Here is a 22,524-nt window from a genome sequence, read left to right on the forward strand (position 1 = left end):
GGGGGAGAAGCAAGCCTGTTGCTAAAAGGATATCTGGTATTGTAACCAGGCAGAACTGGCGTAAGCATCGCGTACAACAGCCCCTCCTGCCTCATTCCTGAAAACAGGGCGCAGCTGGTAGTTCACCGATACCTTGGACATGTGTTTGTTGATTAACCAGTTAACGCCTGTATCAAAAACGGTTACCGGGTCTTCGAGCCTGTCGTAGGACGAGCGGCGGTAAGAAGCGTAGGGCAGCAGCGTTCCGTGCTCTCCCAGCAGCTCGTTTGGCAGGCGCAGGCCTAGTTGTGTGTAAACAGATTCGCCGGTTCCAAACATAGGATAGGCGTTGCCTGCCCCGCTGAAGTTTCCGGCAGCGCTCATGCCGTTGGCGGGATTCATGATGCCGTTGTTCCGGATGTAGTTCCTGCCGTAGTCGGTGTTGAAGTAGCCGGCATAAGCAGACAGCGCATATTTGTTGTCCTGGAGCGGCATATCGGCAAAGGCTGCCACCGACCAGAGCAGCATGTCGTTGAAAACCGCGTTTGTGCCGTTTTCGAGGTGCCAGGTGGCATCTTCCTGGTAGATAATACCGCCTTCCAGGTTCAGAATGCTGCGGTCGCCGAGGTAGGTGCCTGCCATGTATGGGGTCGTGTGCGGCTCCTTGTCCAGGAAGTTATAGCTGAAAAAGCCGTTGTACTGATGCGAGTGGCCGTAGGTAGTGAAGGTGGCATTCTCCCCAGGTGCAGGGGCTGTCTGCCCGTTGGTCTGGATGGGGAAGGGGTCTGAAACGGCGAGGCGGTAGTCCAGTCTACCTAGCTGCCCCCGGGCATACACGCTCAGTTTGCGGGCAAATTCGTCGGTCTGGTCTACGGTAGCCTGCAGGAACACCGGCACATCCGTGGTCATAATGGTGCCGATGCTGGGTTGGGTAAAACGGCTCAACCCGCTCACGATGGTAAGGCCGCCGCCAAGCTTCAGCGCCTCATTATGGGTAAATACCTTGTACTCTCCCAGCACATCGTGGAAGAAGGCCTGCAGTTTACGGTTGCCTGCGTTCTGCGAAAGGTAGTTAAAGTTGTTCATCCCAAACTGGGTGTAAAAAAACACATGGTCTGTCAGTTGGCCAAAAAGCTGCATACGTGAGCGGCGCAGCCCGATGTCGAAGGTGTTGTCGGAGGGTTTGCCGTTGACCAGCGTGCCCGGATTGCTCTCGTTCCAGCGTAGCCAGACCTGGTTCAGAAAAGTTGCTTTCACATACCTCGAGCCATCTTCTGTTAACTTATACTTTAGTTCGCTGACAGGTTTAGGCTGTTCGTTCTGAGCCAGGACAGGTTGTGACAAGCCCAGGCAAAGTGCCAGGGCGGAAAGAAGCATTTTTTTCATTTGTACGAGTATAGTTAACAAAACAGAAATTATGGCAAAGCGCTAATGGTGCTAACAGCCGCAGGTGGTGCCCGGAACGGGAAAAGTTAAAGGTAAGCTGCAAAAATAAGATAGAATAAGCTTTTTAGGAAGCTCTTGTGAATTTACCGGCGAGATGGGTTGTTACTGGATTGATTTGCAGGATGTTAAGCAGGCGTGCTGACGAAATCTGATGTGCAGTGGCTTTGGTGGCTGTGGCTGCAGAGTAAAAAGAGCTTCTATTTGCCAAAAAATACTGCTGCTCCTGCCACCATACCTTCTGCTGCAGCTGAAACCGGGTATTTATCCTTAAAAACAAAAAGCGGCTGACTGATTTGCGCAGCCAACCGCTTCCTTTGTAGCGTCAGTTGTTACCAGAGCGGTTCTACAACAGATTTAAAATACTTCTCATACACCTCCTGAACGCCCTGCATCTGGGCTTCCGACAGTTTGGGTAGAGCGGCTGCCTGCGTATTGCTTGTTACCTGGTCCGGCCTGGAGGCGCCCGGTATAACGGTGCTTACTTCGGGGAACATGAGTACCCAGCGAATAGCCCAGGCTGCTAAGGATTCCTGGCCCGGAAAGAGTTTCTTGATCTCCTCTGCTGCTTCCAGGCCTGTTTCAAAATCTACGCCCGAAAAAGTTTCGCCTTTATCAAACGCTTCGCCGTTCCGGTTAAAGCTACGGTGGTCGTCGGGGCTGAAGGTGGTGCTGGCATTCATTTTGCCGGACAGCAGGCCGCTGGCCAGGGGCACGCGCGCTATAATGCCGCAGTTGTTTTCGCGGGCAGCGGCAAACAGTTCGCGGCTTGGCTTCAGTCGGAACATGTTAAAGATCACCTGCACGGTGGTTACATTCGGGTATTTCATGGCCATCAGCGCCTCGTCCACCAGCTCCACGCTCACACCCAGGTTCTGGATTTTGCCCTGTTCCTTCAGCCTGTCGAAGGCTTCGAATATTTCGGGGCGGGAATAAACTTCCGTTGGCGGGCAGTGCAACTGGATCAGGTCAATGGTGTCGCGTTTCATGTTGCTGAGGCTTTCTTCTACATACCCCACCAGGCGTTCGGGCGTGTAGCCTTCGGCAGTGTGGGGCTGTATCTGGCGCCCGCATTTGGTGGCAATGTACACGCGCTCGCTGCGGCTCTTTACCACCTTGGCAACGGCTGCTTCGCTTAACCCGTTGCTGTACACATCGGCGGTATCTATAAAATTGATGCCCATGTCGATGGCGCGGTTAATAATCTGTTCGGCGTTTTGATCGTTAAAGGGCTCGCCCCAGCGGCCTCCCACCTGCCAGGTTCCTAACGAAACCTCCGATACTTCGAATCCTGTTTTTCCTAGTTTCCGGTATTGCATGTTTTTTTACGTTTGAAAAAAGATGAGCATAGCTGGTGCCAGCTTTCAGTTTCTGGATTTACTACAGCTTGCTTCGATGGTTATAAAGCCTGAATTTAACGATTCAGCAGCAGAAATACCAAATGTTGACCAGCGGAAGCCGTTCCGGTTTAGTCAGCCCGATGATTGTATTTCGCTTCGAGGGTGGCAATCAGCTTCAGAAAACTGTCTGACAGCTGATCGATTTTTTTCATTCCGTCGAGTGCCTGTTCAATTTTACCGTTACCGTAAAGGCTGAAGAGTTGCAGTGCTGTTTGATGCAGCTCCTGGTTTATTTTTGCGAGCTCCCTTAACTCCGGCTCCATGTTGTACCTGACTAAACCAACCGTTGTAAACCAGAGGTTTATGGGGCCCGAGGACGAGAAAAAAGTTTTATCGTAGTTGCCGCCATAAAGCACAGAGCGCACCTTAGACTTAAACAGGATATGTTTAATTCTAATTTGTTGAAAATCGATCTGCGCCAGGTTCATAAGGTTGCTTTTGCTGCGAGTGTGTGGGGTGGTAATGGTGCTTGCTTATTCAAGCTCCTGGAGTTTTTGCCTGTATTTTACCTGCTCGGTAATTTCGTTCCCAAACACCAGGATGCCGGTAATATTGTCTTCTTCATCAAGAAGTGGCTGATAGATGATTGTAAAATACGTGTCTACAAGGTTTCCTGTGCCGGTTTTATCGAGCCTGACAAAAATCTCTTCTGCCACAAACTCCTTGCCGGTTTGGAATACATTGTCCAGGATATCGACAAAGCCCTGCGCTACAATTTCGGGTAGTGCCTCCGCTATCGGCTTGCCTAAGAGCTTCCGGCTTGGGAACAGGTTCTGGTAGTAAGGATTTACCAGCTCAAAGCGGTGTTCCGGTCCTTTTAGGATGCAGAATACAGCGGGGGCCTGCATAATCAGCCTTTCCAGGGTTTTGCGCTCTGCCTCCACTTTCAGGTAGGCCGTCTGAACCTGGTCCGACAGGTGCGACATCTGCTCGTTAGATTCCAGGAGTTCCTGTACCATCTGCCTGGTATCGTGAATGTCGGTGGAGCTGCCAACCCACATCAGAATGTTTCCGTTTTCGTCCTGCATGGGCAGGCAACGGCACAGGAACCAGCGGTAACTGCCGTTCTTTTCGCGCAGGCGCATTTCTGCCTGAAATTCAGTGCCGGCCCGGAAGGCTGCCTGCCACCGCTTTTCCAGCACCGGCAGATCATCGGGGTGTACAAAGGCTGCCCACCTGGTGTCGAGAAGCTCCTTGATGGGGATGCCGGTATAGTCTGTCCAGCGCTGGTTAAAGTAAGTCAGTTCCCCTTTCGGGTTCATGGTCATCACCAACTGGGGCATCGCTTCGGCCATGAACCGGAACTTCTGCTGGCTTTCGGAAAGCGCAAGTTTTGTTATTTCTCTTTCGGTAACGTCGGAGGTGCGCTGGATAATAAACATAACCTCGCCCTGCTCATCCAATACAGGCGTATGAGAGGCCTCCCAGTAGCGGATATCAAAACCTCCGCCATCCGCTTTTGGCTTTGGGATGTCGTAGCGTAACACGTCCAGGTAATCTACTTTCTTTCCGTACAGGGCATTGTCGAGCGACTTGCGCAGCAGGGCAGTGTTGCTGGAGGCGCTGCTGTCGGGGTTGTCCGGAAAAGCTTCCAGAAAGTTCTGCCCGATCAGCTCTTCCCGGGTCCGCATGGTTGCCTCCAGGTAGGCATCTGTAGCTTCAAGTACTTTGTATTCAGGCGAAATTACCACTATGGTTTCCGGAATGTTGACGAAAAGTTTATATAAATCCATAAAAATAAATAGTCCGGGCAGAGAACATGCGGATGAGTTTACTGCAAATTAAGGAATAATGTTTAAACATTCTTGAAAATGAACGGGGGTAATTTTATGCGGCCTTGCTGTAGGTGTGGTTTCTGCTGTAGCGCAACAATTCATGATGCTTCTGATAGCATAGCTGTCGTGGTTACTTTTTTCCCGAAATTCATCGGGGTTTTCGGGGCTGGCAATGGGCAGGCCTCCTGTTTTGTTCTGCTGCACCAGCCACCATAGCCTCTGCTGCAAGTTAGTGGCAGCAGGTTCATGCGAAGTGGAAAAAGCCACTGCCGCAGTACAAAACGAAAGCCAGCAGCAAAGGGGGCGTGTACAATGCTACTGGCTGTGCTTCGTGTTTATAGCCATAAACGGCAGGCATACTGTTTTAATCCTGATTTTTTTGTTCAGGCACTTAAACCGCTAGTCATTCAGGTGCTAACCGAAAATACTTTAATATTGCACCTGGGCGATCACCTCAATATCGCGGGGCTGGCTAAGCATCATATCTTTTACCACGTTAAAGGTTTCCTGCGGCGGAGCAGCCAGTTCCATGTTGTTAATCAGGAAGCGGCGGTGTTCGTGATGTTTTCCCGGGATGGCGCCCCATACCACCAGCCGGTCGTCGGGGTCTCTGCCATAGATATAGGGTGCTACCATTGCGTCTTCCGTTCTGCCTTCTGCGTCTACATACGTAAAGTGGAGCAGGTTCTGGTTGTTAATGGCATCGATAATAGACGTTATCTTAGGATCTCCGTTCAGGATGAATACTCCTTTTTCGGTTATGCGGGCCAGAAGAGGCGTTTTTTCAGCAGGCTCTAAAGCATGGTCTAACACTGACTCCGATTTCGTTTCTATCAGCCCTTCCAGCCGCAGGTCGTCCACATCCACTTCCGATACAGAATCGTGGTACTGGTTTAATACAGGCCTGATATCATGGAAGTTGCCATCGCCATAATAGTCGTACAGGTAAGTTAAGATTTTATTGGTCATAGCAGCATGGTGTTTAGGTTGTTTATATGTTATCAGCGCATGAACAGACAAAGCAACAAATAACTATATATTGCATATACTATTTTAATTCACAGTAGTTATCCGAAAGCCAATAAACTTTTGCCGACAAGTAAAATCTGTTTGCAACGCTTTGAATACTACCACGTTGGCTGCTCCTGCTTTATTAAAAATTTAACAAAGCGGATTTGCAGCCATTAAAGTTGTTAATCGAACAGCCAGTACTTTGCTACTTCCATGTCCAGAAAAATTTCGAGCTTTATGTGCTCCATAACCTCATCTTTTTGCTGTATTGCCTGCTGAATAGCAACATCAGGAAACATCTCTGCACTGGTCGGACTTACAACACAAGCTAACCGGTGATGCAGCGTCAGGTCAAAAGAGGGGAAATATTCATTTGCCGACCAGATTTGATCTGACAACATCGTGTAGTTTAGTTTACGTAAATCGAACAGCCAATGATCGATTTTCTCTTCTCGTGCAAACTTCAATGCTGTCAGCAGGACGTTTCTGAGGGGCTCCAGTTCGGTATGCTGTAACCAGGTAAGCTGGATATACTTCCACTGGCTATTGAGCTCGATTTTAGCATACGCATTGGTAAAAGCTTCAGTCAATTTCATCGGCGCTTGTTGACTTTAAGTATAGCTTCAGTTTATTTGTTGTCTGGTGGAAAGCGTTTTGGTCTACGGTATCTGTTGAGGTGCAACCACTCCTGTTTGCTTGTCTTATACTCGGGCTTTTGATGTTTGTTTTTAATGATGGTGCACTTTGTACGATCTTAGCGATTTAGTAGTAGGAACACAACGCGTTGGGATAGGATAAGTTTCGGAAATAAGCCTGTAGAGGTCAGGTTGATACAAAAGATTAAAAGAGCAGTTATAATACCAAAAGCTATCTACTCGCTTCCAACGCAATCATCCAATGTGGCCTCTCTGGTTCTGCTGCGCCTGCCACCACTGCCTCTGCTCCAGTGCTTAAACTAGGACCTGTGTGAGATGGTACAGGAGGAAATGCAGTTATAAAGATATGTTCTGGTGTAAAATAAAAAAGGCCCTCAGCGTGCTGCTAAGGGCCTTTTTGGTGGTCACGTAGGGAGTCGAACCCCAAACCTTCTGATTCGTAGTCAGATGCTCTATCCAATTGAGCTACGAGACCGTGTACTGTTATTGTGAGTGCAAAGGAACAGCCTTTTTTAATAAGATGCAAGCATCAGCGTAAAAATTTATCAGTTTCTGGTACTGACATTTTGCAGGGTTTTCTTCAGGGCACGGTCGAAAACAAAGTACAAACCTCCTATCGAAATGATAATCAGGCTGATGACCAGCAGCTGGCCGCTCTTTCCGGTATCGGGGTTTTGGAGCAGCGTGAGGACGTTGCTGGCTTGCGTGCCTATCCAGAAAAAGAAAACAGTGCGGGGCAGCATGCCTACAATGCTGGCTACAAAGAATTTTTTCTTATTTACCTGTAGCAGCGACAGCACAAAGTTCATAAGGGCGAAAGGCAGTACCGGCGAAATGCGGGTCAGGAAGATAAGGCTCCAGCTTTCGGCGCGCAGCTCCTGCATGAGCAGGCGTGCTTTTTCGAAGCGGTTCATAAAGCTCATCATCTTACCGTGGTCAATCGCACAGGCCAGGGTATAACCGACGATCGCGGCAATGCCATACGATACCACGACGCCCGGAAAGCCCTGCCAGCCCAGGTAAAAGCCGCTGACAAGCGCAACAAAGGTTGTGGGGGTAAGGGCCAGGGCCATGGTAAAGGAGACGATCACAAAATACAACAGCATCTGCAACCAGCCCAGGTCCTGCAGCAGCCCCTGGTACTCGTACAGTACATACGCGAGCGTAGAGCTAACCACCACCGGCACCACCACCAGCAAGAGCATCGATACAAAGGTGGAGGTGTTCTCTCGGAGCAGGTTACGGAGCAGCGTCAGTTGTTTTTTTGGCATCAGGAGTTGTTTGTTTAGCAGTAAAGGTAGCGGGTAAAGGGGAATCTTTTATGAAAACAGGTGCTCCGGGCAAGGCAAAACCAGACAACAACCGTAAAAAGTAATTTTAGTAACTTGCGGCATAACGTTAAAACTTTAACCTGTAATCTATGAAATTCGGAACAAAAGCTATACACGCCGGCGTAGAACCGGACCCAACGACAGGCGCCATCATGACGCCCATATACCAGACCTCTACATACGTGCAAAAGTCGCCCGGCGATCATAAAGGCTATGAATATTCCCGGACCCACAATCCTACGCGCACAGCCCTTCAGAATGCGTTGGCAGCTTTGGAAAACGGCTCGCATGCCTTGTGTTTTGCTTCGGGTATGGCGGCTATCGATGCTGTCATCAAGCTGCTGAAACCTGGCGACGAGGTGATTGCCACCAACGACCTGTACGGAGGTACTTACCGCATCTTCACCAAAATTTTCCAGAACTACGGCATTAAGTTTCACTTCACCAACATGAGCGACCTGGGTAATGTGGAGGCGCTGGTGAACGAGAATACCCGCATCATCTGGCTGGAGACACCAACTAACCCGCTGCTGAACATCATCGACATTAAAGGCTGCGCGGCCATCGCAAAGAAACATAACGTGCTGCTGGTGGCCGATAACACCTTTGCTACGCCATACCTGCAAACGCCCCTCGACCTGGGGGCCGACATTGTGATGCACTCGCTTACCAAGTACATGGCCGGCCACTCGGATGTGGTGATGGGGGCGCTGATTATGAAAGATGCCGACCTGGCGCAGGAGCTGGCTTTTATCCAGAATGCCTGCGGCGCTACTCCTGGTCCGCAGGATTGCTTCCTGGTGCTGCGCGGCCTGAAAACGCTGCACATCCGGATGGAACGCCACTGCCAGAACGGGCGCAAGGTGGCAGAGTTCCTTCAAAACCATCCGAAGGTGGAAAAGGTGTTCTGGCCTGGACTGGAAGAGCATAACAACCATGCGGTGGCCAAGGAGCAGATGCGCGATTTTGGCGGCATGATTTCGTTTGTACTCAAAGGCGACCGCCAGGAAGATGCGATCCGTACGCTGGAGCGGTTCCATTACTTTTCGCTGGCAGAGTCGCTGGGAGGGGTGGAGTCGCTGTGCGGGCACCCGGCTTCCATGACACATGCCAGTATCCCGAGGGAGGAACGCATGAAGGCGGGGCTGAGCGACTCGCTGATCCGGTTAAGTGTGGGTATAGAAGATGCCGAAGATCTGATTGCGGACCTGGAGCAGGCGATTGGTTCCTGAACAGGCGGTTTGTTGAAATAATGTTGAGAAGCGATGGGAGAGCAGGTGCTCCTGTTCCGGGAGAAGCAGCGGTTTACGCAGTTCTGGCTTTGGGTGGTGATACTGGGAGTAGCTGCCATCTTTTGGGTGGGGTTCATCTACCAGGTTGTTACCGGCAATAACTTCGGGCGCAACCCCATTGCAGGCGCCGAAGCTGCCATACTGGTCGTGCTGGTTGGAATTGGGCTGCCGCTTTTCTTTTACCGGATGGCGCTCATTACCGAGGTGTATCCGGGTAAAGTCGAGCTCCGGTTCTCGCCCGTCAATTTTAAGCCGGTGCAGGTAGAGCTCCACCTGGTGCGCGATTTCGAGCGGGTAACGTATAACCCCATCAGCGACTATGGCGGGTGGGGCATTCGGTTCGGGTTAAAGGGGGTGGCTTTTAACATGGCCGGCAACGAAGGCGTGAAGCTCTATTTCTACAACCGCAAGCCCATGCTCATTGGTTCGCAGCGGGCATCGGAGTTGTTTGAGGCTATCCGGCAAGCGAAAGAAGCCGGAAAAGGGCCGGTGCCATGAAGTAGAGGAGGAGCAGAGGCTGTGGTGGCAGGAGCAGCAGAATTTTTCCGGAACATTTAAACAAAAAGCGCCGGCAACTGTAACAGTGCCGGCGCTTTTTGTTTTTAAAAAATCAGTTTCCCGAAAAGATTAAGACTGGATACCAAGTGCTTTGTAGAAGTCAGTTAAATCCGGCGTCAGGATAATTTCGGTACGGCGGTTTTTAGATTTTGCTTCTGCAGAACGACCGGTGTCGGCTGGTTGGTAGTAAGCGCGGCCGGCTGGGGTAATTCTGTCCGGAGAAAGACCTTTTTCCATCATGAGGCGCGTGATTTCAGTAGCACGCAGTACGCTTAGGTCCCAGTTATCGGCAATTTTCTTTGTACCAGGAATCACTTCTACATCGTCGGTGTGACCTTCTACCGTAACACCTACCTGCTGGTTCTTTTTCAGAACATTTACCAGTTGGTCAAGTGCTTTTTTGCCCTGCGGATTAACTTTTGTGCTACCGGTCGGGAATAATAGTTTGTCAGAAAGCGACACATATACTTTGCCATTACGAACGCTTGTGCTCAGGTCGCCCTGGTTAAAGCCTTTAAGCGCAGCATTTACCTCGTTGCGAAGGTTGTCGAGTGTTTTTTGCTGCTCGTTCATGGAACGCTCCATCTGCGCCAGTTTCTGCTCACGCTCTTTCAGGCTGGCAGCCAGTTCGTCGGCACGCTTGCGGTCGGCAGCTTGCTCGCGCTCTAAAGCTTCTTTGCTGGCTTTCAGTTCGTCGTACTTTTTAGAAGACACACAAGAAGTGGTCAGTAAGCTGGTGCACAAAAGCAAAGATAAAGATGCTTTGAAAAAATTGAATTTCATTAGGGTTTGTGTTTATATAAGGTTGAAAAAAAAGGTTTGTGATACAAATATAAAAGCAATTGTAAAAATGACCGCTAGTAAGTTAGCATTTTAAGCAATTCTTAATGTTACAGGTACGGTTAGTAAATTTTACTGTAGCAAATATTGTGCTGAAGCTATATTTTATCATTTTTATTTTTCTTTATTGCTGATTTTCACACAAAAAATTTTATTGCAATGCATAAACAGGTTTATTTTGGCCTGGAGCCGGAAAATGAGCAACCTGGTCAGCTTCATATTCTGCTGATGTTGGATCTTATAACCATCGTTCAGTTTACTTATCGGGTAAATGCGTTATCTTAGGAAAGTCAGAAAACCTACTTGTTTCAGCAGAAATGAAAACAATTGTAATAGCATTTCTAATAGGTTGCTTGCCTGCTTTAGCCTTTGCACAACAGGCGCAACCGGATTTTAGCAAAATTACACTGGTAATACACGGGGGTGCAGGTGCTATTACCAAAGCCAACATGACGCCGGAAACTGAAAAAGCATATGCCGCTGCCCTGGAACAGGCGCTGCAGACCGGGTTTGCCGTGTTGAAGAACGGCGGCAGCAGCCTGGATGCCGTGGAAGCAACGGTGCGGCTGTTAGAGGATTCGCCGCTGTTTAATGCCGGCAGGGGTGCTGTGTTTACCAATGAGGGGAAAAATGAACTCGATGCGTCCATAATGGACGGAAAATCGCTGAAGGCCGGAGCTGTGGCCAGTGTGACTACCATCAGGAATCCGGTTAGTGCGGCGCGGGCAGTGATGGAGCAGTCGGAGCATGTAATGCTGATAGGAAACGGGGCCGAAAAGTTTGCAGGAGAGAAGGGGTTGCAGTTGGTAGAGCCTTCGTACTTCAGAACGGAGAGGCGCTTGCAGCAACTGCAGCGGCTACAGGAAAAGGAAAACCCACAGCCAGGCGATTCAACGGGCACGGGCAGTACTGAAAATATTTTTACCGAAGACAAAAAGTTCGGGACAGTAGGGGCGGTGGCACTGGATGCTTACGGTAACCTGGCGGCAGCCACCTCTACGGGCGGTATGAGCAACAAGCGCTACGGGCGTGTTGGCGATTCTCCCATTATAGGAGCCGGTACGTATGCCGATAACAATACCTGCGCCGTATCGGCCACTGGGCATGGCGAATTCTTTATTCGTTTAGTTGTGGCCCACGACATCGCTGCGCTAATGGCCTACAAAAAATATTCTGTGAAAAAAGCAGCTGAAGCGGTTGTGCTTAAAAAGCTGGTAGCCAATGGTGGCGATGGCGGAGTTATAGCCCTCGACCGGAAAGGAAATTTTGCCATGCCTTTTAACACGCCGGGTATGTTCCGTGGCTACATCAAAAACGGCGAAAGCAAGGTAGCTATGTTTGGGAGTTTAGGAGTTAGAAAGTTTAGGAGGTAGAGAGGTAGAAATTTTGTAGGGGTTGAAGATTTTGAACCCTGTAACAGAAAAGTAGAGAGTTGGGGGTATGGCTGTAGAGACGCGGTGCCCGCGTCTCCTGCACGAATCACAGGCAAATCCAATCCTGTTATTCCTTAAATCTTCTTAATCTTGTTCAGACAACCCCAATCCTGAAAATACTAAAATTCTGTAAATCCAGCTTCAGACAATTAATCGAGCACAATCAAAATCAAGTAAATCAGAAAAATCACCGTAAATCAAAGGTTCAGACAAAGGAGCAGAGGCTGTGGTGGCAGGTGCAGTAAAACGAAAACAGCCACAAAAGGCTTGTTTTCCCTCTGTGGCTGCTTTTTTATGTGAGGCAGGTTTAACACATGACCTCCCCAATAACTAATCACGAATAACCAATAACGTATAACTAGCTGTTCATCGAAATCAGGAATTCTTCGTTGCTCTTCGTGCCTACCATTTTGTCTTTCAGGAACTCCATCGCTTCTACGGAGTTCATGTCGGACATGTACTTGCGCAGGATCCAGACACGGTTCAGTTCGTCTTTGTCCATGAGCAGGTCTTCGCGGCGTGTACCGGAAGCAGGAACGTCGATAGCAGGGTAAATGCGGCGGTTCGACAGTTTGCGGTCCAGCTGCAGTTCCATGTTACCGGTACCTTTAAATTCTTCGAAGATCACCTCGTCCATTTTAGAGCCGGTGTCTATCAGGGCGGTGGCGATGATGGTCAGCGAGCCACCGTTTTCTACGTTACGTGCGGCGCCAAAGAAACGCTTCGGTTTGTGCAGTGCGTTGGCATCCACACCACCCGACAGGATTTTACCGGACGAAGGTACCACGGTGTTATAAGCACGGGCAAGGCGCGTAATGGAGTCGAGGAGGATAACCACGTCGTGGCCGCACTCTACCATGCGCTTGGCTTTATCCAGTACAATGCTCGATACTTTTACGTGGCGCTCGGCGGTCTCATCAAACGTAGAGGCAATCACTTCTGCCTTCACGCTGCGGGCCATATCAGTTACCTCTTCCGGACGTTCGTCTATGAGCAGGATCATCAGGTACACTTCCGGGTGGTTTTCGGAGATGGCGTTGGCAATCTCTTTCAGCAACACGGTTTTACCTGTTTTAGGCTGGGCCACAATCATACCACGCTGGCCTTTGCCTATGGGGGCAAACAAATCCAGGATGCGGGTAGAGAGCTGGCTTGGTTTGGTGGTTAGTTTCAGGCGCTCTTCCGGGAAAAGCGGCGTGAGGTGCTGGAACGGAATACGGTCGCGGATTTCCTCGGTGGTACGTCCGTTTACGGTTTCCACTTTCAGCAGGGCAAAATACTTTTCGCCTTCTTTCGGCGGGCGAATCTGTCCTTTTACCGTATCGCCTGTTTTTAAGCCAAAAAGCTTAATCTGCGACGGCGAAACATATATATCATCCGGGCTGGCCAGGTAGTTGTAGTAGGTAGAGCGCAGGAAGCCATAACCATCCTGCATCAGTTCCAGAACGCCTTCGTTTAGAATTATTCCATCAAATTCTTTAAAATTGCTGGTGCTGGCAGCGTACTGCTGCTGGCCCTGGCGGCGCTGGTTATCAGGGCGGCCCTCGTTGCGGTTACCGCTAAAATCGCGCTGGTCACGGTTATCGCCGCGATCCGGGCGCTCAGTTCGCTCTTGTCTTTCGGTGCGTTCAGGGCGTTGTTCTGTAGCAACAGCTTGTTCGCGGTTGTCGGAACGGTTGTCGCGGCGGGGTTGCTGGGTGCGCTCCCGTTGTTGCTGTTGCGGGCCATGATCTTTCGCCGGTGCCTGTGCCGGTACAAATAGTTGCGCCTGCTCTTCTTTGCGGGCTACGTTGTCGCGCTGAATGCGTTCTCTTCGGGGAGGGGCTGCAACTGCTGCTTCTTCCAGTACAGGTTCCGGGGCGGCGGCGTTTGTGTTTTCTGAAGTTGATGTTTCAACAGAGGCTTCTGGGCGAGAGGCGGGTTTGGCTTTTTTTGGTAGTTTTTCCGGAGGGGTAATAGCTTGCTGATCAAGGATTTTATAGACCAGGTCTTGTTTACTGAGCTTTTTGAAATTTTTGACGCCCAGGTCTTCAGCAATTTCCTTGAGTTCTGAAAGAAGCCTATCTTTCAATTCTTCAATATTATACATAAAATATGGTATGGTAGTTAGCTTAACTTGCCAGGTTCGCAGCATGCGGACGAAGCGAGAGAATTAGTTTAAAATCCAGGAAAAAGATTATTAAGGTTGTGTAGAGTTAGAGAGGCGCAAGAATAGTGCCTTCTTCAAATTGTATGCAATGTTATTGCAATACCTTCTAATTAACAAATATTACGGAGCTTTTTATGAAAAATGTTTCAAGTTTTGGCAAAAAAAGTTGTAAATGCCACATACTGCTTAAAAAAGTATATTTTTGTGCCGTTATTTAACCCCGAACTATGCTACAGCTTCCCGTTTTAAGAGAGCAGACAGACCTGGTAGTGGCAGGTTTACAAAAGAAAAACTATAAAAATGCTGCTGCAGAAGTAGCCGCTTTGTTAGACCTCGATCAGCGCCGCCGCCAGGTGCAGAGCGAGCACGATGAACTGCAGGCAAGAGCCAACAGCCTGTCGAAAGAAATTGGTGTGCTGATGAAAAGCGGTGAGCGCGAAAAAGCAGAAGCGTTTAAAGCAGAAACCACCCAGCTGAAACAGCAGGCAAAAGGGCTGGCCGAGCAGCTGACAACCTTAGAAACTGAATTACAGGAAGCGCTTTATAGGCTGCCTAACCTGCCCCACGAAAGTGTGCCCGCAGGCAGATCGGCCGAAGACAATGAAGTTGTGCTGGAGCATGGCGACCTGCCGTTGCTGCCGGAAGATGCGCAGCCGCACTGGGAGCTGATCCAGAAGTATGATATCGTTGATTTTGAGCTGGGCAATAAAATAACGGGGGCCGGTTTCCCGGTATATAAAAGGCAGGGAGCCCGCCTGCAGCGCGCGCTCATAAACTTCTTCCTCGACGAAGCCATAAAGGCAGGCTACGCAGAGGTGCAGCCGCCGATCCTGGTGAACGAAGCCTCCGGGTACGGTACCGGTCAGCTGCCCGACAAGGATGGGCAGATGTACCTTGCAAAAGAAGATAACCTGTACCTGATTCCTACGGCCGAGGTGCCCATTACCAACATTTACCGCGATGTGATTGTGCCCGTAGAGCAGCTGCCCATAAAGAATGCCGGCCATACGCCTTGCTTCCGGAGAGAGGCCGGTTCGTGGGGTGCCGATGTGCGCGGCCTGAACCGTTTGCACCAGTTCGACAAGGTAGAGATTGTGCAGATAACGTTGCCGGAAAATTCGTATGAGGCGCTGGAGGAGATGAGCAGCTACATACAGGGGCTGCTGCAAAAGCTGGAGCTGCCTTACCGTGTGCTGCGCCTGTGCGGCGGCGACATGAGTTTTACCTCTGCGCTTACCTACGATATGGAAGTTTATTCTGCTGCCCAGGGCCGCTGGCTTGAGGTGAGTTCTGCGAGCAATTTCGAAACGTATCAGGCGAACCGCCTGAAGCTGCGCTACAAAAATGAAAGCGGTAAAACACAGCTGCTGCATACCCTGAACGGCAGCGCCCTGGCGTTGCCACGCATTGTGGCGGCTATCCTGGAAAACAACCAGACCGCAGATGGAATAAACATGCCGAAGGTGCTGCACCCGTACCTGGGCTTTGAGAAAATAAGTTAATGTGCTGATTTTTTGATGTGCTGATGTGCTAATGGAGGGGCTTGTCAAATTAGCTTTTAGCCGTCATCGTCACAGACAAAAAGGAGCCGCTGAACTTGTTTCGGCGGCTCCTTTTTGTCTGTGACTGTGTGTACTGATGAGCAGAGGCTGTGGTGGCAGGTGCAGCAGACTTTTTCAGCTTATCCGAACTGCTCCAGGTACTGCTGGTAATGATTTTTGAGCTTGTATTTCTTCAGTTCCTGTTGCCGTACGGCTTCCAGTTTTTCTTTGGCTATTTCCTGTTGCTGCAGCAGTTTAAGCAGCGGTTTTTCTGCTGCATCCGGTCCTTCCTGCAGCGTGATGGCTTCGTAGGCCTGTAGAAATTCCGTGGTAAGCGCCAGTTTTTTTTTCTGAATTTGAATGTAGTTAACAGCAAGAAGATGCTCCAGGCTTTGCTGTAATTCGTCGAGTGTAAACACGGTGCCATCAACGGCATCTGCCATCAGCAGGACCTCCTGCAACGGTGCACCGCCTTCTCCTCCTGTTGCTAATAGCAAAGCCTCGAGCAGTTGCGCATCGGTTTGTTGCCAGGTTTGGGTTTGGTTGGTTTGCATAAAACTATTTTTGTTCTACCTGTAGATCATCAAAATTAATATCTCGCATGCACTTAAAGTGGCCTTTGGGGCACTTGCTGTAGCCAATTTTGGAGCAGGGACGGCAGCTGAGGCCCTGCACTTCCAGTACTTTAAAGCTTGTACGGAAGGGGTACATGCCGAATTCCGGAATCGTGTTGCCCCAGATGCTGATGATGTCTTTGCCAAAGGCAGCAGCAATGTGCATCAGCCCGGTGTCGTGACTCACCACCTGCGTGGCCTGCTGTACAAGCGAGGCCGATTGGTTCAGGTTGTACTTGCCACAGGCGTTGTAGATGCTTGTACGGTGCTGGTTGTTTGTTGCCGGGTTGCTGAAATGAGCGGCAATGGCTTCGCCTGTGGCGGCGTCTTCTTTGCCGCCTAACAGCATCACCGGTTTTTGTAGTCGCTCACACAGGTCTATGATGCGCTCCGACGGCAGCCGCTTGGTATAGTGCTGCGCTCCAATGGCAAAAGCAATGTATCCATTTCTGAAAGGCTCCGGCAGCGACTGCAGTGCTACCTCGTCCTGTGTCGGAATAAAGTAGTCGAGTCCTTTGCCGTCATCTTTCACACCGAGTGCGGAGGCCGCTGCTAAGTACCTGTCTACAATGTGCACGCGGGGCAGGCGGTTTAGCTTAAAGTTCACCATCAGCCACTTTTCGTAATTGAGCTTGTTAAAGCTTTTGGACGGCTTGCCCAGCCGGAATTTGATGACGCGGGTGCGCAGGTTATTGTGCAGGTCCACGATGTAATCAAACTGCTCTTCCTGCAGTTCCTGTACCAGTTCTTTCAGGCTTCCTTTCAACAGGTGCACTTTGTCTACGTACGGGTTATTGGCGACAATACCCTGAAACGCCTGTTTCGTGCCATAATGTACCACAGCCCCGGGCACCTGTTGTTTAATGCAGCGCACAACCGGGGTGGTGAGGACGATATCCCCAATGGAGGAGAAGCGGAGGATGAGGATTTTTGGCATGCGTGGTGCTGATGCGTATGCTACTTTAATTTCTTTTTCTTCCGCTCCTTAAAGTACGCCTCCACTTCCTCCACCGACTTTGTGTTAAACGTCATCTCTTTGGTGAGGCCTCCTTTGCGGCCAACTAGCACGCCGTAGCGCATGTCGGCGTAGCCGTTGGTGTGGTGGGCGTCGGGGTTGATGCTGAGTAGCACACCTTTCTCCAGGGCATATTGTACCCAGCGCCAGTCCAGGTCGAGACGCCAGGGGTTGGCGTTTATCTCGATGATCACACTGTTGGCAGCACAGGCGTCTATCACAGCTTTGTGGTTGATGGGGTAGCCTTCGCGGCGGAGTAGCAGTCTGCCGGTGGGGTGGCCGAGGATGGTGGTGTAGGGGTTTTCGATAGCTTTGAGCAGGCGTGCAGTGGCTTTGTTTTCATCCATGTTCAGGTTGCTGTGCACAGAGGCCACAACAAAGTCAAAGGAAGCCAGTACCGAGTTGTCGTAATCCAGGGAGCCGTCGTTGAGGATGTCGGACTCGATGCCTTTGAAGATTCTGAATGGAGCCAGTTTTTTATTTAGCTCGTCTATCTCGCGGTGCTGCTGCGCCACGCGCTCTTCGGAAAGTCCGTTGGCATAGAAAGCAGATTTGGAGTGGTCGGCGATGCCCAGGTACTGGTAGCCCAGCTCGCGGCAGAAAGTAGCCATCTGTTCCAGCGTGTGCGCACCATCGGAGTAGGTGCTGTGGTTGTGGAGGCTGCCGCAGAGATCGGAAAATTCGAGCAGTTGGGGCAGTTTGTGCTCCAGGGCCAGTTGCAGCTCGTTGGTGCCTTCGCGCAGTTCCGGTTCTACATACGCCATGCCGGCTGCTTTATAAATTTCTTCTTCCGAATTATAAGCTTTCTCCCGGGCCAGTGCCAGCAGCGTTTTTGTATCGGCATAAGGCTGCACCAGGTGCGCCAGTGCCGCCGACTGTACAAATACTTCGTTTGCCAGCTGTGCCGGAGGCACCACCTTTAGCTCCAGGCGCAGGCCGGTTGCTTTTTCTGTTCCGCGCCAGGCAAAGGGTCCTGAGAGTGCTTCGTCTTTTTGCAGGACGGGCAGTTGGTCCAGTACTTCCTGTACCTGCAGCGGCTTATCGCTGCCAATAACGAACTGAGCCAGCTCTATTATTTCCAGTTTACGGCGCAGTTCGCCTGTCAGGGTGATGGTAGCTTCCGGAAGTTGCGCTTGCAGCAGTTCCAGTAGTTGCTGTGCAATGGCCTCCGCTTCGGCGTACAATTGTTTCCCCTGGCTTTGCTCGTTGAAGAGGAGGGCCTGCTTTATCGTTTCCTGGGTTTTGGCGCCAAAGCCTTTAATTTTGCTCAGCTTGTCCTGGTTACAGGCATCGAGCAATTCGGCGGTTGTTTCGGCGCCCAGTTCTTTCCAGATGGTGCGGACTTTCTTAGGGCCGATGCCTTTTATGTTGAGCATCTCCACCACGCCCGGAGGGGTTTTGCTGAGCAGCTGGTCCAGTTCAGCAAAAGAGCCGGTTTCGTTTATATCGATAATGCGTGCCGCGATGCTTTTGCCCACACCATTAATACTTTCCAGCGCTTCCTGCGATTTTCCTTCCAGTGGCTCGTCCACGTTGTCGAGCGCAGCTACGGCGTTGGCGTAAGAACGGACTTTAAACGGGTTTTCGTCGTGTAGTTCCAGCAGCGATGCCGCCAGTTTAAACAGCTTTATGATTTTGTTATTTTCCAAGGCAGTTCAGTCGTATAGCTGCAAAGATAGGAAAACCCGACTTAACCTGCTGAATTTGCAGCAGCCCTGGTTTTATATACCTACGTTTCTATATAAAAGATGAAATAGCTATATTGGCCCGCCAACTAAAATGCTTAGCGCCGTGCCCTACTTTACCCATATGAAACAACTGTCGTTCCTGTGTATTATTTGCCTGTTCCTGGTTGCCAATACCTGTAAAGAAAGAAAGCTGGAGAAAAAGCTTCTGCAGAAAACGTGGCTGCATTCCTTTGAAGAAGACGCGGATGATATACTGGTTTACCGGCCCAATACCTATGACTTTCCCCCCTCCAGGGGCAGGACAGGCTTTTCGCTGGAGCCAAACGGGGTGGTAAAAGAATATGTTATAGCGCCGACCGACGGGCTGGAAGAGCATGAGGGCCGCTGGGAGCACGCCGACCATAAATTGCTGCACATTCATTTCAACCCCAAAGACAAGATAATGAAAGACTACAGCCTGGAAATTGTGGAGCTGGAAGATGACGTGCTGAAAGTGAAGAAAAATACAGAAACAATACATTGAAGTTTAGGAGTTTAGGAGTTAGAAAGTTTGGGAGTTAAAAAGGTAGAGAGCGCAGGTTGTTTTTATCTGAGTTGTCATCCCTTTTAATTTTTAGATACATATAATAATTTACAATTATATCAATACTGTCCTTTCTACCTTTCTAACTCCTAAACTCTCTAACTCTCTAACTCCTAAACTCTTAAACTCCCAAACTCAAAAACTCAAAAATGAACTACTGGTTAGTTAAGTCAGAACCTGAAACATATGCCTGGGCAGATCTGGTGAAGGATGGCCGTACCACCTGGGATGGTGTCCGGAATTTCCAGGCGCGCAACAACCTGCGGCTGATGCAACCCGATGACCTGGTGCTCTTTTACCACAGTGTATCGGAAAAAGCAGTGGTTGGTATTGCTAAAGTGGCCGCAGCCGCTTATCCCGACCCCACAGCTGATGACGAAAAATGGCTGGCGGTAGACCTGGTGCCTTTCCGTGAGTTCAAGGATCCGGTTACGCTGGAGCAGATAAAAAAGGATGCACGGCTGGAAAACATTGCATTGCTCCGCCAGTCGCGGCTCTCGGTAATGCCGCTCCGGTCCGAGGAGTTTGAGGTGCTGTTGTCGTTAGGCAATTAGAAGTGTTTTCTGCTACCCTGTTATTTTAATAACTGCTGCAGGATGCGCCTGCGGCAGTTCAATCCTTTTCCTGTTGCAGGAGCAGAGGCAATGGTGGCTGCTGCAGCAGAATTCAAAAACATGAAAGCAGTCTGCTGTATCGCCTGCCCGATCCCCACCTGTAGGTAAAAGTCTTTTACGACACCTGTTCCGCCTTCTTTCTGTTACAGCCTCTGCTCCGGAAGTCAGGTGATATTCAATGGAAAATATAGTATAAATACTATTTGGAACTTCCTGGCTGTTTTCAGCTGTTAGGTTGCTGCGTTTCTGCAGGCCAGATCTGGAACTGAAGCGGGATTAGTGTGAGCAAAGTCCGGAGAGCGGGAAAGATTCGTAGTGCCAGGAGTACCTGCCCTGACGCATTTTTGATGTTCAATAACAGGAAAGATGGAGGAGGGATGGCTTAATGGAGTAAGGTTTGTGCTGTGGTTTTACTATGCGGTGTTACTGGTTAAGACCCTGAAAAATACTAATTTAAGTCCAAAAGGAGCTCCTGTAAATGTTTTCTATCCCACATTCGAAATGGTGCTGTGGTGTAAAGCTTTTAACCGGATATGTTTGCTGCACCAGGTCAGAATAAGTAGAAAAGAGCCAATCAGGCGGGATTTTAGCTGTAAATATAAATCTTACTAATAAGTGTTAGATTTTAAAAAATAAATTAATTAACTTAACAATTGTTAGTGGCTGCCTGGAGCAATGCTGCCTTTTAAAGGTAAATGCTGTGTTTTTAGAAACTGATTAAGCTTTGTTTTGTGCTAAAAATGTAAAGGAATGCGCAATCGATTGTAATGGTTTGATGGGTGAAAAAAGAACACTTGCAAATGCGTTTGAACGGGAGGGTAAAAGCTTGAGCAGCAGCTTGGTAATAGTAAGTTTGTTTTATTAAATAACAGATTGCCTATGGATCTTATGGACCGAATTGAGGAGTCTTCGGCTACTCCAAAGTATTTACAGGTGGTTAATGCTATCATTTCTGATATTGAAGCAGGGGTGCTGAAACGCGGACACCGTATTCCTTCTATCAATGAGACAAGTGAAATGTACTACCTGTCAAGAGATACAATAGAGAAGGCGTATAAGGTACTGCGTAAACGTGGGGTCATCAGTTCTGTGAAAGGGAAAGGGTGTTACATCAGCAATACTTTCGCTTCTGACAAAATCCGGGTTTTGTTGTTGTTTAATAAATTAAGTGCCTATAAGAAAACTATTTACTATGCCATTCTGAAATCACTGGGCGAAGACGCCGTTGTCGATCTGCATATCCATCATTTTGACGGCAAAATCTGTGAAAGCCTTATTACTGACAATATTGGCAGGTACGACTACTTCGTAATTATGCCACACTTCTATCATAATGCAGAACTTGCGTTAAGGTCTATCAAAAATATTCCACAGGAAAAATTGCTCCTCCTGGATAAAAACATTGAAAGCTATACAGGCAACTGTGCTGCTATTTACCAGGATTTTGAGCATGACATCAGAACTGCTCTGCAATCGGGGCAGGACCTGCTTCAAAAGTATGAACGGATTGTGCTGGTTTATCCAAAAGATGTTTTATATCCGGTTGAAATCGTGAAAGGCTTCCGCTGTTTCTGCCGGGAAGCCGCTTTCGAGCATATTGTGGTGAGCAGTATGTGCGATGTGCAGCTGAAGCCAAAAACGGTTTACATCACACTTGAAGAATCGGATCTGGCCGAGGTGATAAAGAAAAGCCGGGCGCAGCAGATGCGGCTGGGAAAAGACATTGGCGTGATTTCTTATAATGATACGCCGCTAAAAACAATCCTGGACAGTGGCATCACGGTTATCTCTACTGATCATGAAAAGATGGGGGAAACGGCAGCGCACCTGATGCGGCACAAACTGCGCGATAAAATTCATAATCCTTTTACCTTGATACGACGCAATTCGCTATAAAAAGTAATCCGGGGTTCTTGTTTACCTGACGGCTATGGCGTGGGTGACATAAAAAACCGGACCTGTGAGAACGGGCAGGTGTTGCAAAAGCAGGTCCGGTTGCAAAGCTGATCCTTGCCCCCGGCCGGTGAGGCTGTGGTGAAAGTGGCTGCAGAATAAACGGAATGTTTTATATACCTGTGTTTGCTTGTTTTGCACCCGCAGTTAGTCGGGAATGAGTGGCACGGATTTCTGGTGCCTGGGGGTATAATAATAGGGGTGCAGCGTGATTTTTGGAGGTGTGGCCAGAGCTGAAATTAAAAGGGTGCAGGATAGGGCAGGATAGATAAAGCAAAAAAGTGTCTTATTTTTAACACATTAACGAGGCAGACAGTAAAGTGGCGGTTGGTTTGGGTGAGGGTAACGTCTTTGTTAACCAGGTTTGCTGACATTCTGGTGGAAAGACAGAAGCAATTCAGGTTTGTGTGCGGAAGGGAGGTCTGACCTTTGTAACCTATTTTATTTGGTAACTAATGTTAGTTAATAATGCTGTTAGCCGGTTCAGGAATTAAGTTTGCCAGGGCAGGAGCGGAGGTAGTTGCAGGTATTATAACAAAAGGTGAAAGATTTAAAAAGTGCGTAAAAGGTTTTTTAATTTATAAGTAATAGCGTGTGTATGGGGAATATATACAAAACGACAATTTCAATTATTCATTTCTTTGATGCT

At 49.3% G+C, this 22,524-nt stretch carries 19 protein-coding genes and 1 tRNA gene; 7 read left to right on the forward strand and 13 right to left on the reverse strand.

The features are described from left to right. Nucleotides 1–21 precede the first annotated feature (21 nt). The 8 genes from DCW36_RS19360 to DCW36_RS19395 form a co-directional block, all read right to left on the reverse strand. Nucleotides 22–1,365, reverse strand: coding sequence for a hypothetical protein (locus DCW36_RS19360; protein ID WP_125185157.1), 1,344 nt, complete (start codon nucleotides 1,363–1,365; stop codon nucleotides 22–24). Between the two features lie 389 nt (nucleotides 1,366–1,754). Further along, entirely contained in the window at nucleotides 1,755–2,741 is a 987-nt protein-coding gene (locus DCW36_RS19365; RefSeq protein WP_114778407.1) for an aldo/keto reductase, read from the reverse strand. A 149-nt stretch (nucleotides 2,742–2,890) separates the two neighbouring features. Continuing rightward, complete coding sequence (locus DCW36_RS19370) at nucleotides 2,891–3,250, reverse strand: CZB domain-containing protein (RefSeq protein ID WP_114778408.1); 360 nt, start codon at nucleotides 3,248–3,250, stop codon at nucleotides 2,891–2,893. A 45-nt stretch (nucleotides 3,251–3,295) separates the two neighbouring features. Next, nucleotides 3,296–4,555: a PAS domain-containing protein gene (locus DCW36_RS19375; protein WP_114778409.1), complete on the reverse strand. Its 1,260-nt coding sequence runs from the start codon at nucleotides 4,553–4,555 to the stop codon at nucleotides 3,296–3,298. Nucleotides 4,556–5,026: 471 nt separating this feature from the next. Beyond that, on the reverse strand, nucleotides 5,027–5,566 hold the full coding sequence (locus DCW36_RS19380; protein ID WP_114778410.1) for a hypothetical protein: 540 nt from the start codon (nucleotides 5,564–5,566) through the stop codon (nucleotides 5,027–5,029). Between the two features lie 224 nt (nucleotides 5,567–5,790). Then, nucleotides 5,791–6,204 carry a hypothetical protein gene (locus DCW36_RS19385; RefSeq protein WP_114778411.1) on the reverse strand — a complete coding sequence of 138 codons (414 nt, stop codon included), beginning with the start codon at nucleotides 6,202–6,204 and terminating at the stop codon, nucleotides 5,791–5,793. A gap of 458 nt (nucleotides 6,205–6,662) precedes the next feature. Then, nucleotides 6,663–6,739 (reverse strand) — tRNA-Arg (locus tag DCW36_RS19390). Nucleotides 6,740–6,809: 70 nt separating this feature from the next. Then, nucleotides 6,810–7,535: a TVP38/TMEM64 family protein gene (locus DCW36_RS19395; protein ID WP_114778412.1), complete on the reverse strand. Its 726-nt coding sequence runs from the start codon at nucleotides 7,533–7,535 to the stop codon at nucleotides 6,810–6,812. Between the two features lie 149 nt (nucleotides 7,536–7,684). On the opposite strand from DCW36_RS19395, the gene DCW36_RS19400 reads away from it, so the two are divergent. Then, a complete protein-coding gene (locus DCW36_RS19400) occupies nucleotides 7,685–8,827 on the forward strand; it encodes a cystathionine gamma-synthase (RefSeq protein ID WP_114778413.1) in 1,143 nt (380 codons plus the stop codon). Between the two features lie 33 nt (nucleotides 8,828–8,860). After that, complete coding sequence (locus DCW36_RS19405; protein ID WP_114778414.1) at nucleotides 8,861–9,385, forward strand: DUF6141 family protein; 525 nt, start codon at nucleotides 8,861–8,863, stop codon at nucleotides 9,383–9,385. Nucleotides 9,386–9,514: 129 nt separating this feature from the next. On the opposite strand, the gene DCW36_RS19410 is transcribed toward DCW36_RS19405, so the two are convergent. Then, entirely contained in the window at nucleotides 9,515–10,159 is a 645-nt protein-coding gene (locus DCW36_RS19410) for an OmpA/MotB family protein (protein ID WP_240676248.1), read from the reverse strand. 443 nt (nucleotides 10,160–10,602) lie between these two features. On the opposite strand from DCW36_RS19410, the gene DCW36_RS19415 reads away from it, so the two are divergent. Next, nucleotides 10,603–11,658: an isoaspartyl peptidase/L-asparaginase family protein gene (locus DCW36_RS19415; RefSeq protein ID WP_114778416.1), complete on the forward strand. Its 1,056-nt coding sequence runs from the start codon at nucleotides 10,603–10,605 to the stop codon at nucleotides 11,656–11,658. 418 nt (nucleotides 11,659–12,076) lie between these two features. On the opposite strand, the gene rho is transcribed toward DCW36_RS19415, so the two are convergent. Further along, nucleotides 12,077–13,807: a transcription termination factor Rho gene (gene rho, locus DCW36_RS19420; RefSeq protein ID WP_114778417.1), complete on the reverse strand. Its 1,731-nt coding sequence runs from the start codon at nucleotides 13,805–13,807 to the stop codon at nucleotides 12,077–12,079. A 287-nt stretch (nucleotides 13,808–14,094) separates the two neighbouring features. Here rho and serS point away from each other — a divergent pair, with 287 nt between their 5' ends. Next, entirely contained in the window at nucleotides 14,095–15,369 is a 1,275-nt protein-coding gene (gene serS, locus DCW36_RS19425; protein ID WP_114778418.1) for a serine--tRNA ligase, read from the forward strand. 179 nt (nucleotides 15,370–15,548) lie between these two features. Here the strand turns inward: serS and DCW36_RS19430 are convergent, their stop codons facing one another. From DCW36_RS19430 to DCW36_RS19440, 3 genes are read right to left on the reverse strand one after another with little or no spacing between them, the layout of a single operon-like run. Next, on the reverse strand, nucleotides 15,549–15,962 hold the full coding sequence (locus DCW36_RS19430; RefSeq protein ID WP_114778419.1) for a hypothetical protein: 414 nt from the start codon (nucleotides 15,960–15,962) through the stop codon (nucleotides 15,549–15,551). A 4-nt stretch (nucleotides 15,963–15,966) separates the two neighbouring features. Then, nucleotides 15,967–16,959, reverse strand: coding sequence for a glycosyltransferase family 9 protein (locus tag DCW36_RS19435; protein ID WP_114778420.1), 993 nt, complete (start codon nucleotides 16,957–16,959; stop codon nucleotides 15,967–15,969). A 20-nt stretch (nucleotides 16,960–16,979) separates the two neighbouring features. After that, nucleotides 16,980–18,686: a DNA polymerase/3'-5' exonuclease PolX gene (locus DCW36_RS19440; protein WP_114778421.1), complete on the reverse strand. Its 1,707-nt coding sequence runs from the start codon at nucleotides 18,684–18,686 to the stop codon at nucleotides 16,980–16,982. Nucleotides 18,687–18,846: 160 nt separating this feature from the next. Between DCW36_RS19440 and DCW36_RS19445 the strand changes: the two genes are divergently transcribed. From DCW36_RS19445 to DCW36_RS19455, 3 genes are all read left to right on the forward strand, one after another. Further along, a complete protein-coding gene (locus DCW36_RS19445; protein ID WP_114778470.1) occupies nucleotides 18,847–19,248 on the forward strand; it encodes a hypothetical protein in 402 nt (133 codons plus the stop codon). Nucleotides 19,249–19,457: 209 nt separating this feature from the next. Next, nucleotides 19,458–19,862 carry an EVE domain-containing protein gene (locus DCW36_RS19450; protein WP_114778422.1) on the forward strand — a complete coding sequence of 135 codons (405 nt, stop codon included), beginning with the start codon at nucleotides 19,458–19,460 and terminating at the stop codon, nucleotides 19,860–19,862. A gap of 939 nt (nucleotides 19,863–20,801) precedes the next feature. Then, nucleotides 20,802–21,818, forward strand: a complete 1,017-nt coding sequence (locus DCW36_RS19455) for a GntR family transcriptional regulator (RefSeq protein ID WP_114778423.1) — start codon at nucleotides 20,802–20,804, stop codon at nucleotides 21,816–21,818. The last annotated feature ends 706 nt before the right edge of the window (nucleotides 21,819–22,524 follow it).

Source organism: Botryobacter ruber (genome assembly GCF_003347595.2).
GTDB lineage: Bacteria > Bacteroidota > Bacteroidia > Cytophagales > Hymenobacteraceae > Pontibacter > Pontibacter ruber_A.

Excerpts from the sequence above, each read along its gene's own strand:
- DCW36_RS19370 (WP_114778408.1), bottom strand. The coding sequence starts at position 3,250 with ATGAACCTGGCGCAGATCGATTTTCAACAAATTAGAATTAAACATATC.
- DCW36_RS19400 (WP_114778413.1), top strand. The coding sequence starts at position 7,685 with ATGAAATTCGGAACAAAAGCTATACACGCCGGCGTAGAACCGGACCCA.
- DCW36_RS19385 (WP_114778411.1), bottom strand. The coding sequence starts at position 6,204 with ATGAAATTGACTGAAGCTTTTACCAATGCGTATGCTAAAATCGAGCTC.
- DCW36_RS19415 (WP_114778416.1), top strand. The coding sequence starts at position 10,603 with ATGAAAACAATTGTAATAGCATTTCTAATAGGTTGCTTGCCTGCTTTA.
- DCW36_RS19455 (WP_114778423.1), top strand. The coding sequence starts at position 20,802 with ATGGATCTTATGGACCGAATTGAGGAGTCTTCGGCTACTCCAAAGTAT.
- rho (WP_114778417.1), bottom strand. The coding sequence starts at position 13,807 with ATGTATAATATTGAAGAATTGAAAGATAGGCTTCTTTCAGAACTCAAG.
- DCW36_RS19405 (WP_114778414.1), top strand. The coding sequence starts at position 8,861 with ATGGGAGAGCAGGTGCTCCTGTTCCGGGAGAAGCAGCGGTTTACGCAG.
- DCW36_RS19395 (WP_114778412.1), bottom strand. The coding sequence starts at position 7,535 with ATGCCAAAAAAACAACTGACGCTGCTCCGTAACCTGCTCCGAGAGAAC.
- DCW36_RS19445 (WP_114778470.1), top strand. The coding sequence starts at position 18,847 with ATGAAACAACTGTCGTTCCTGTGTATTATTTGCCTGTTCCTGGTTGCC.
- DCW36_RS19365 (WP_114778407.1), bottom strand. The coding sequence starts at position 2,741 with ATGCAATACCGGAAACTAGGAAAAACAGGATTCGAAGTATCGGAGGTT.
- serS (WP_114778418.1), top strand. The coding sequence starts at position 14,095 with ATGCTACAGCTTCCCGTTTTAAGAGAGCAGACAGACCTGGTAGTGGCA.
- DCW36_RS19380 (WP_114778410.1), bottom strand. The coding sequence starts at position 5,566 with ATGACCAATAAAATCTTAACTTACCTGTACGACTATTATGGCGATGGC.
- DCW36_RS19450 (WP_114778422.1), top strand. The coding sequence starts at position 19,458 with ATGAACTACTGGTTAGTTAAGTCAGAACCTGAAACATATGCCTGGGCA.
- DCW36_RS19375 (WP_114778409.1), bottom strand. The coding sequence starts at position 4,555 with ATGGATTTATATAAACTTTTCGTCAACATTCCGGAAACCATAGTGGTA.
- DCW36_RS19430 (WP_114778419.1), bottom strand. The coding sequence starts at position 15,962 with ATGCAAACCAACCAAACCCAAACCTGGCAACAAACCGATGCGCAACTG.
- DCW36_RS19435 (WP_114778420.1), bottom strand. The coding sequence starts at position 16,959 with ATGCCAAAAATCCTCATCCTCCGCTTCTCCTCCATTGGGGATATCGTC.
- DCW36_RS19360 (WP_125185157.1), bottom strand. The coding sequence starts at position 1,365 with ATGAAAAAAATGCTTCTTTCCGCCCTGGCACTTTGCCTGGGCTTGTCA.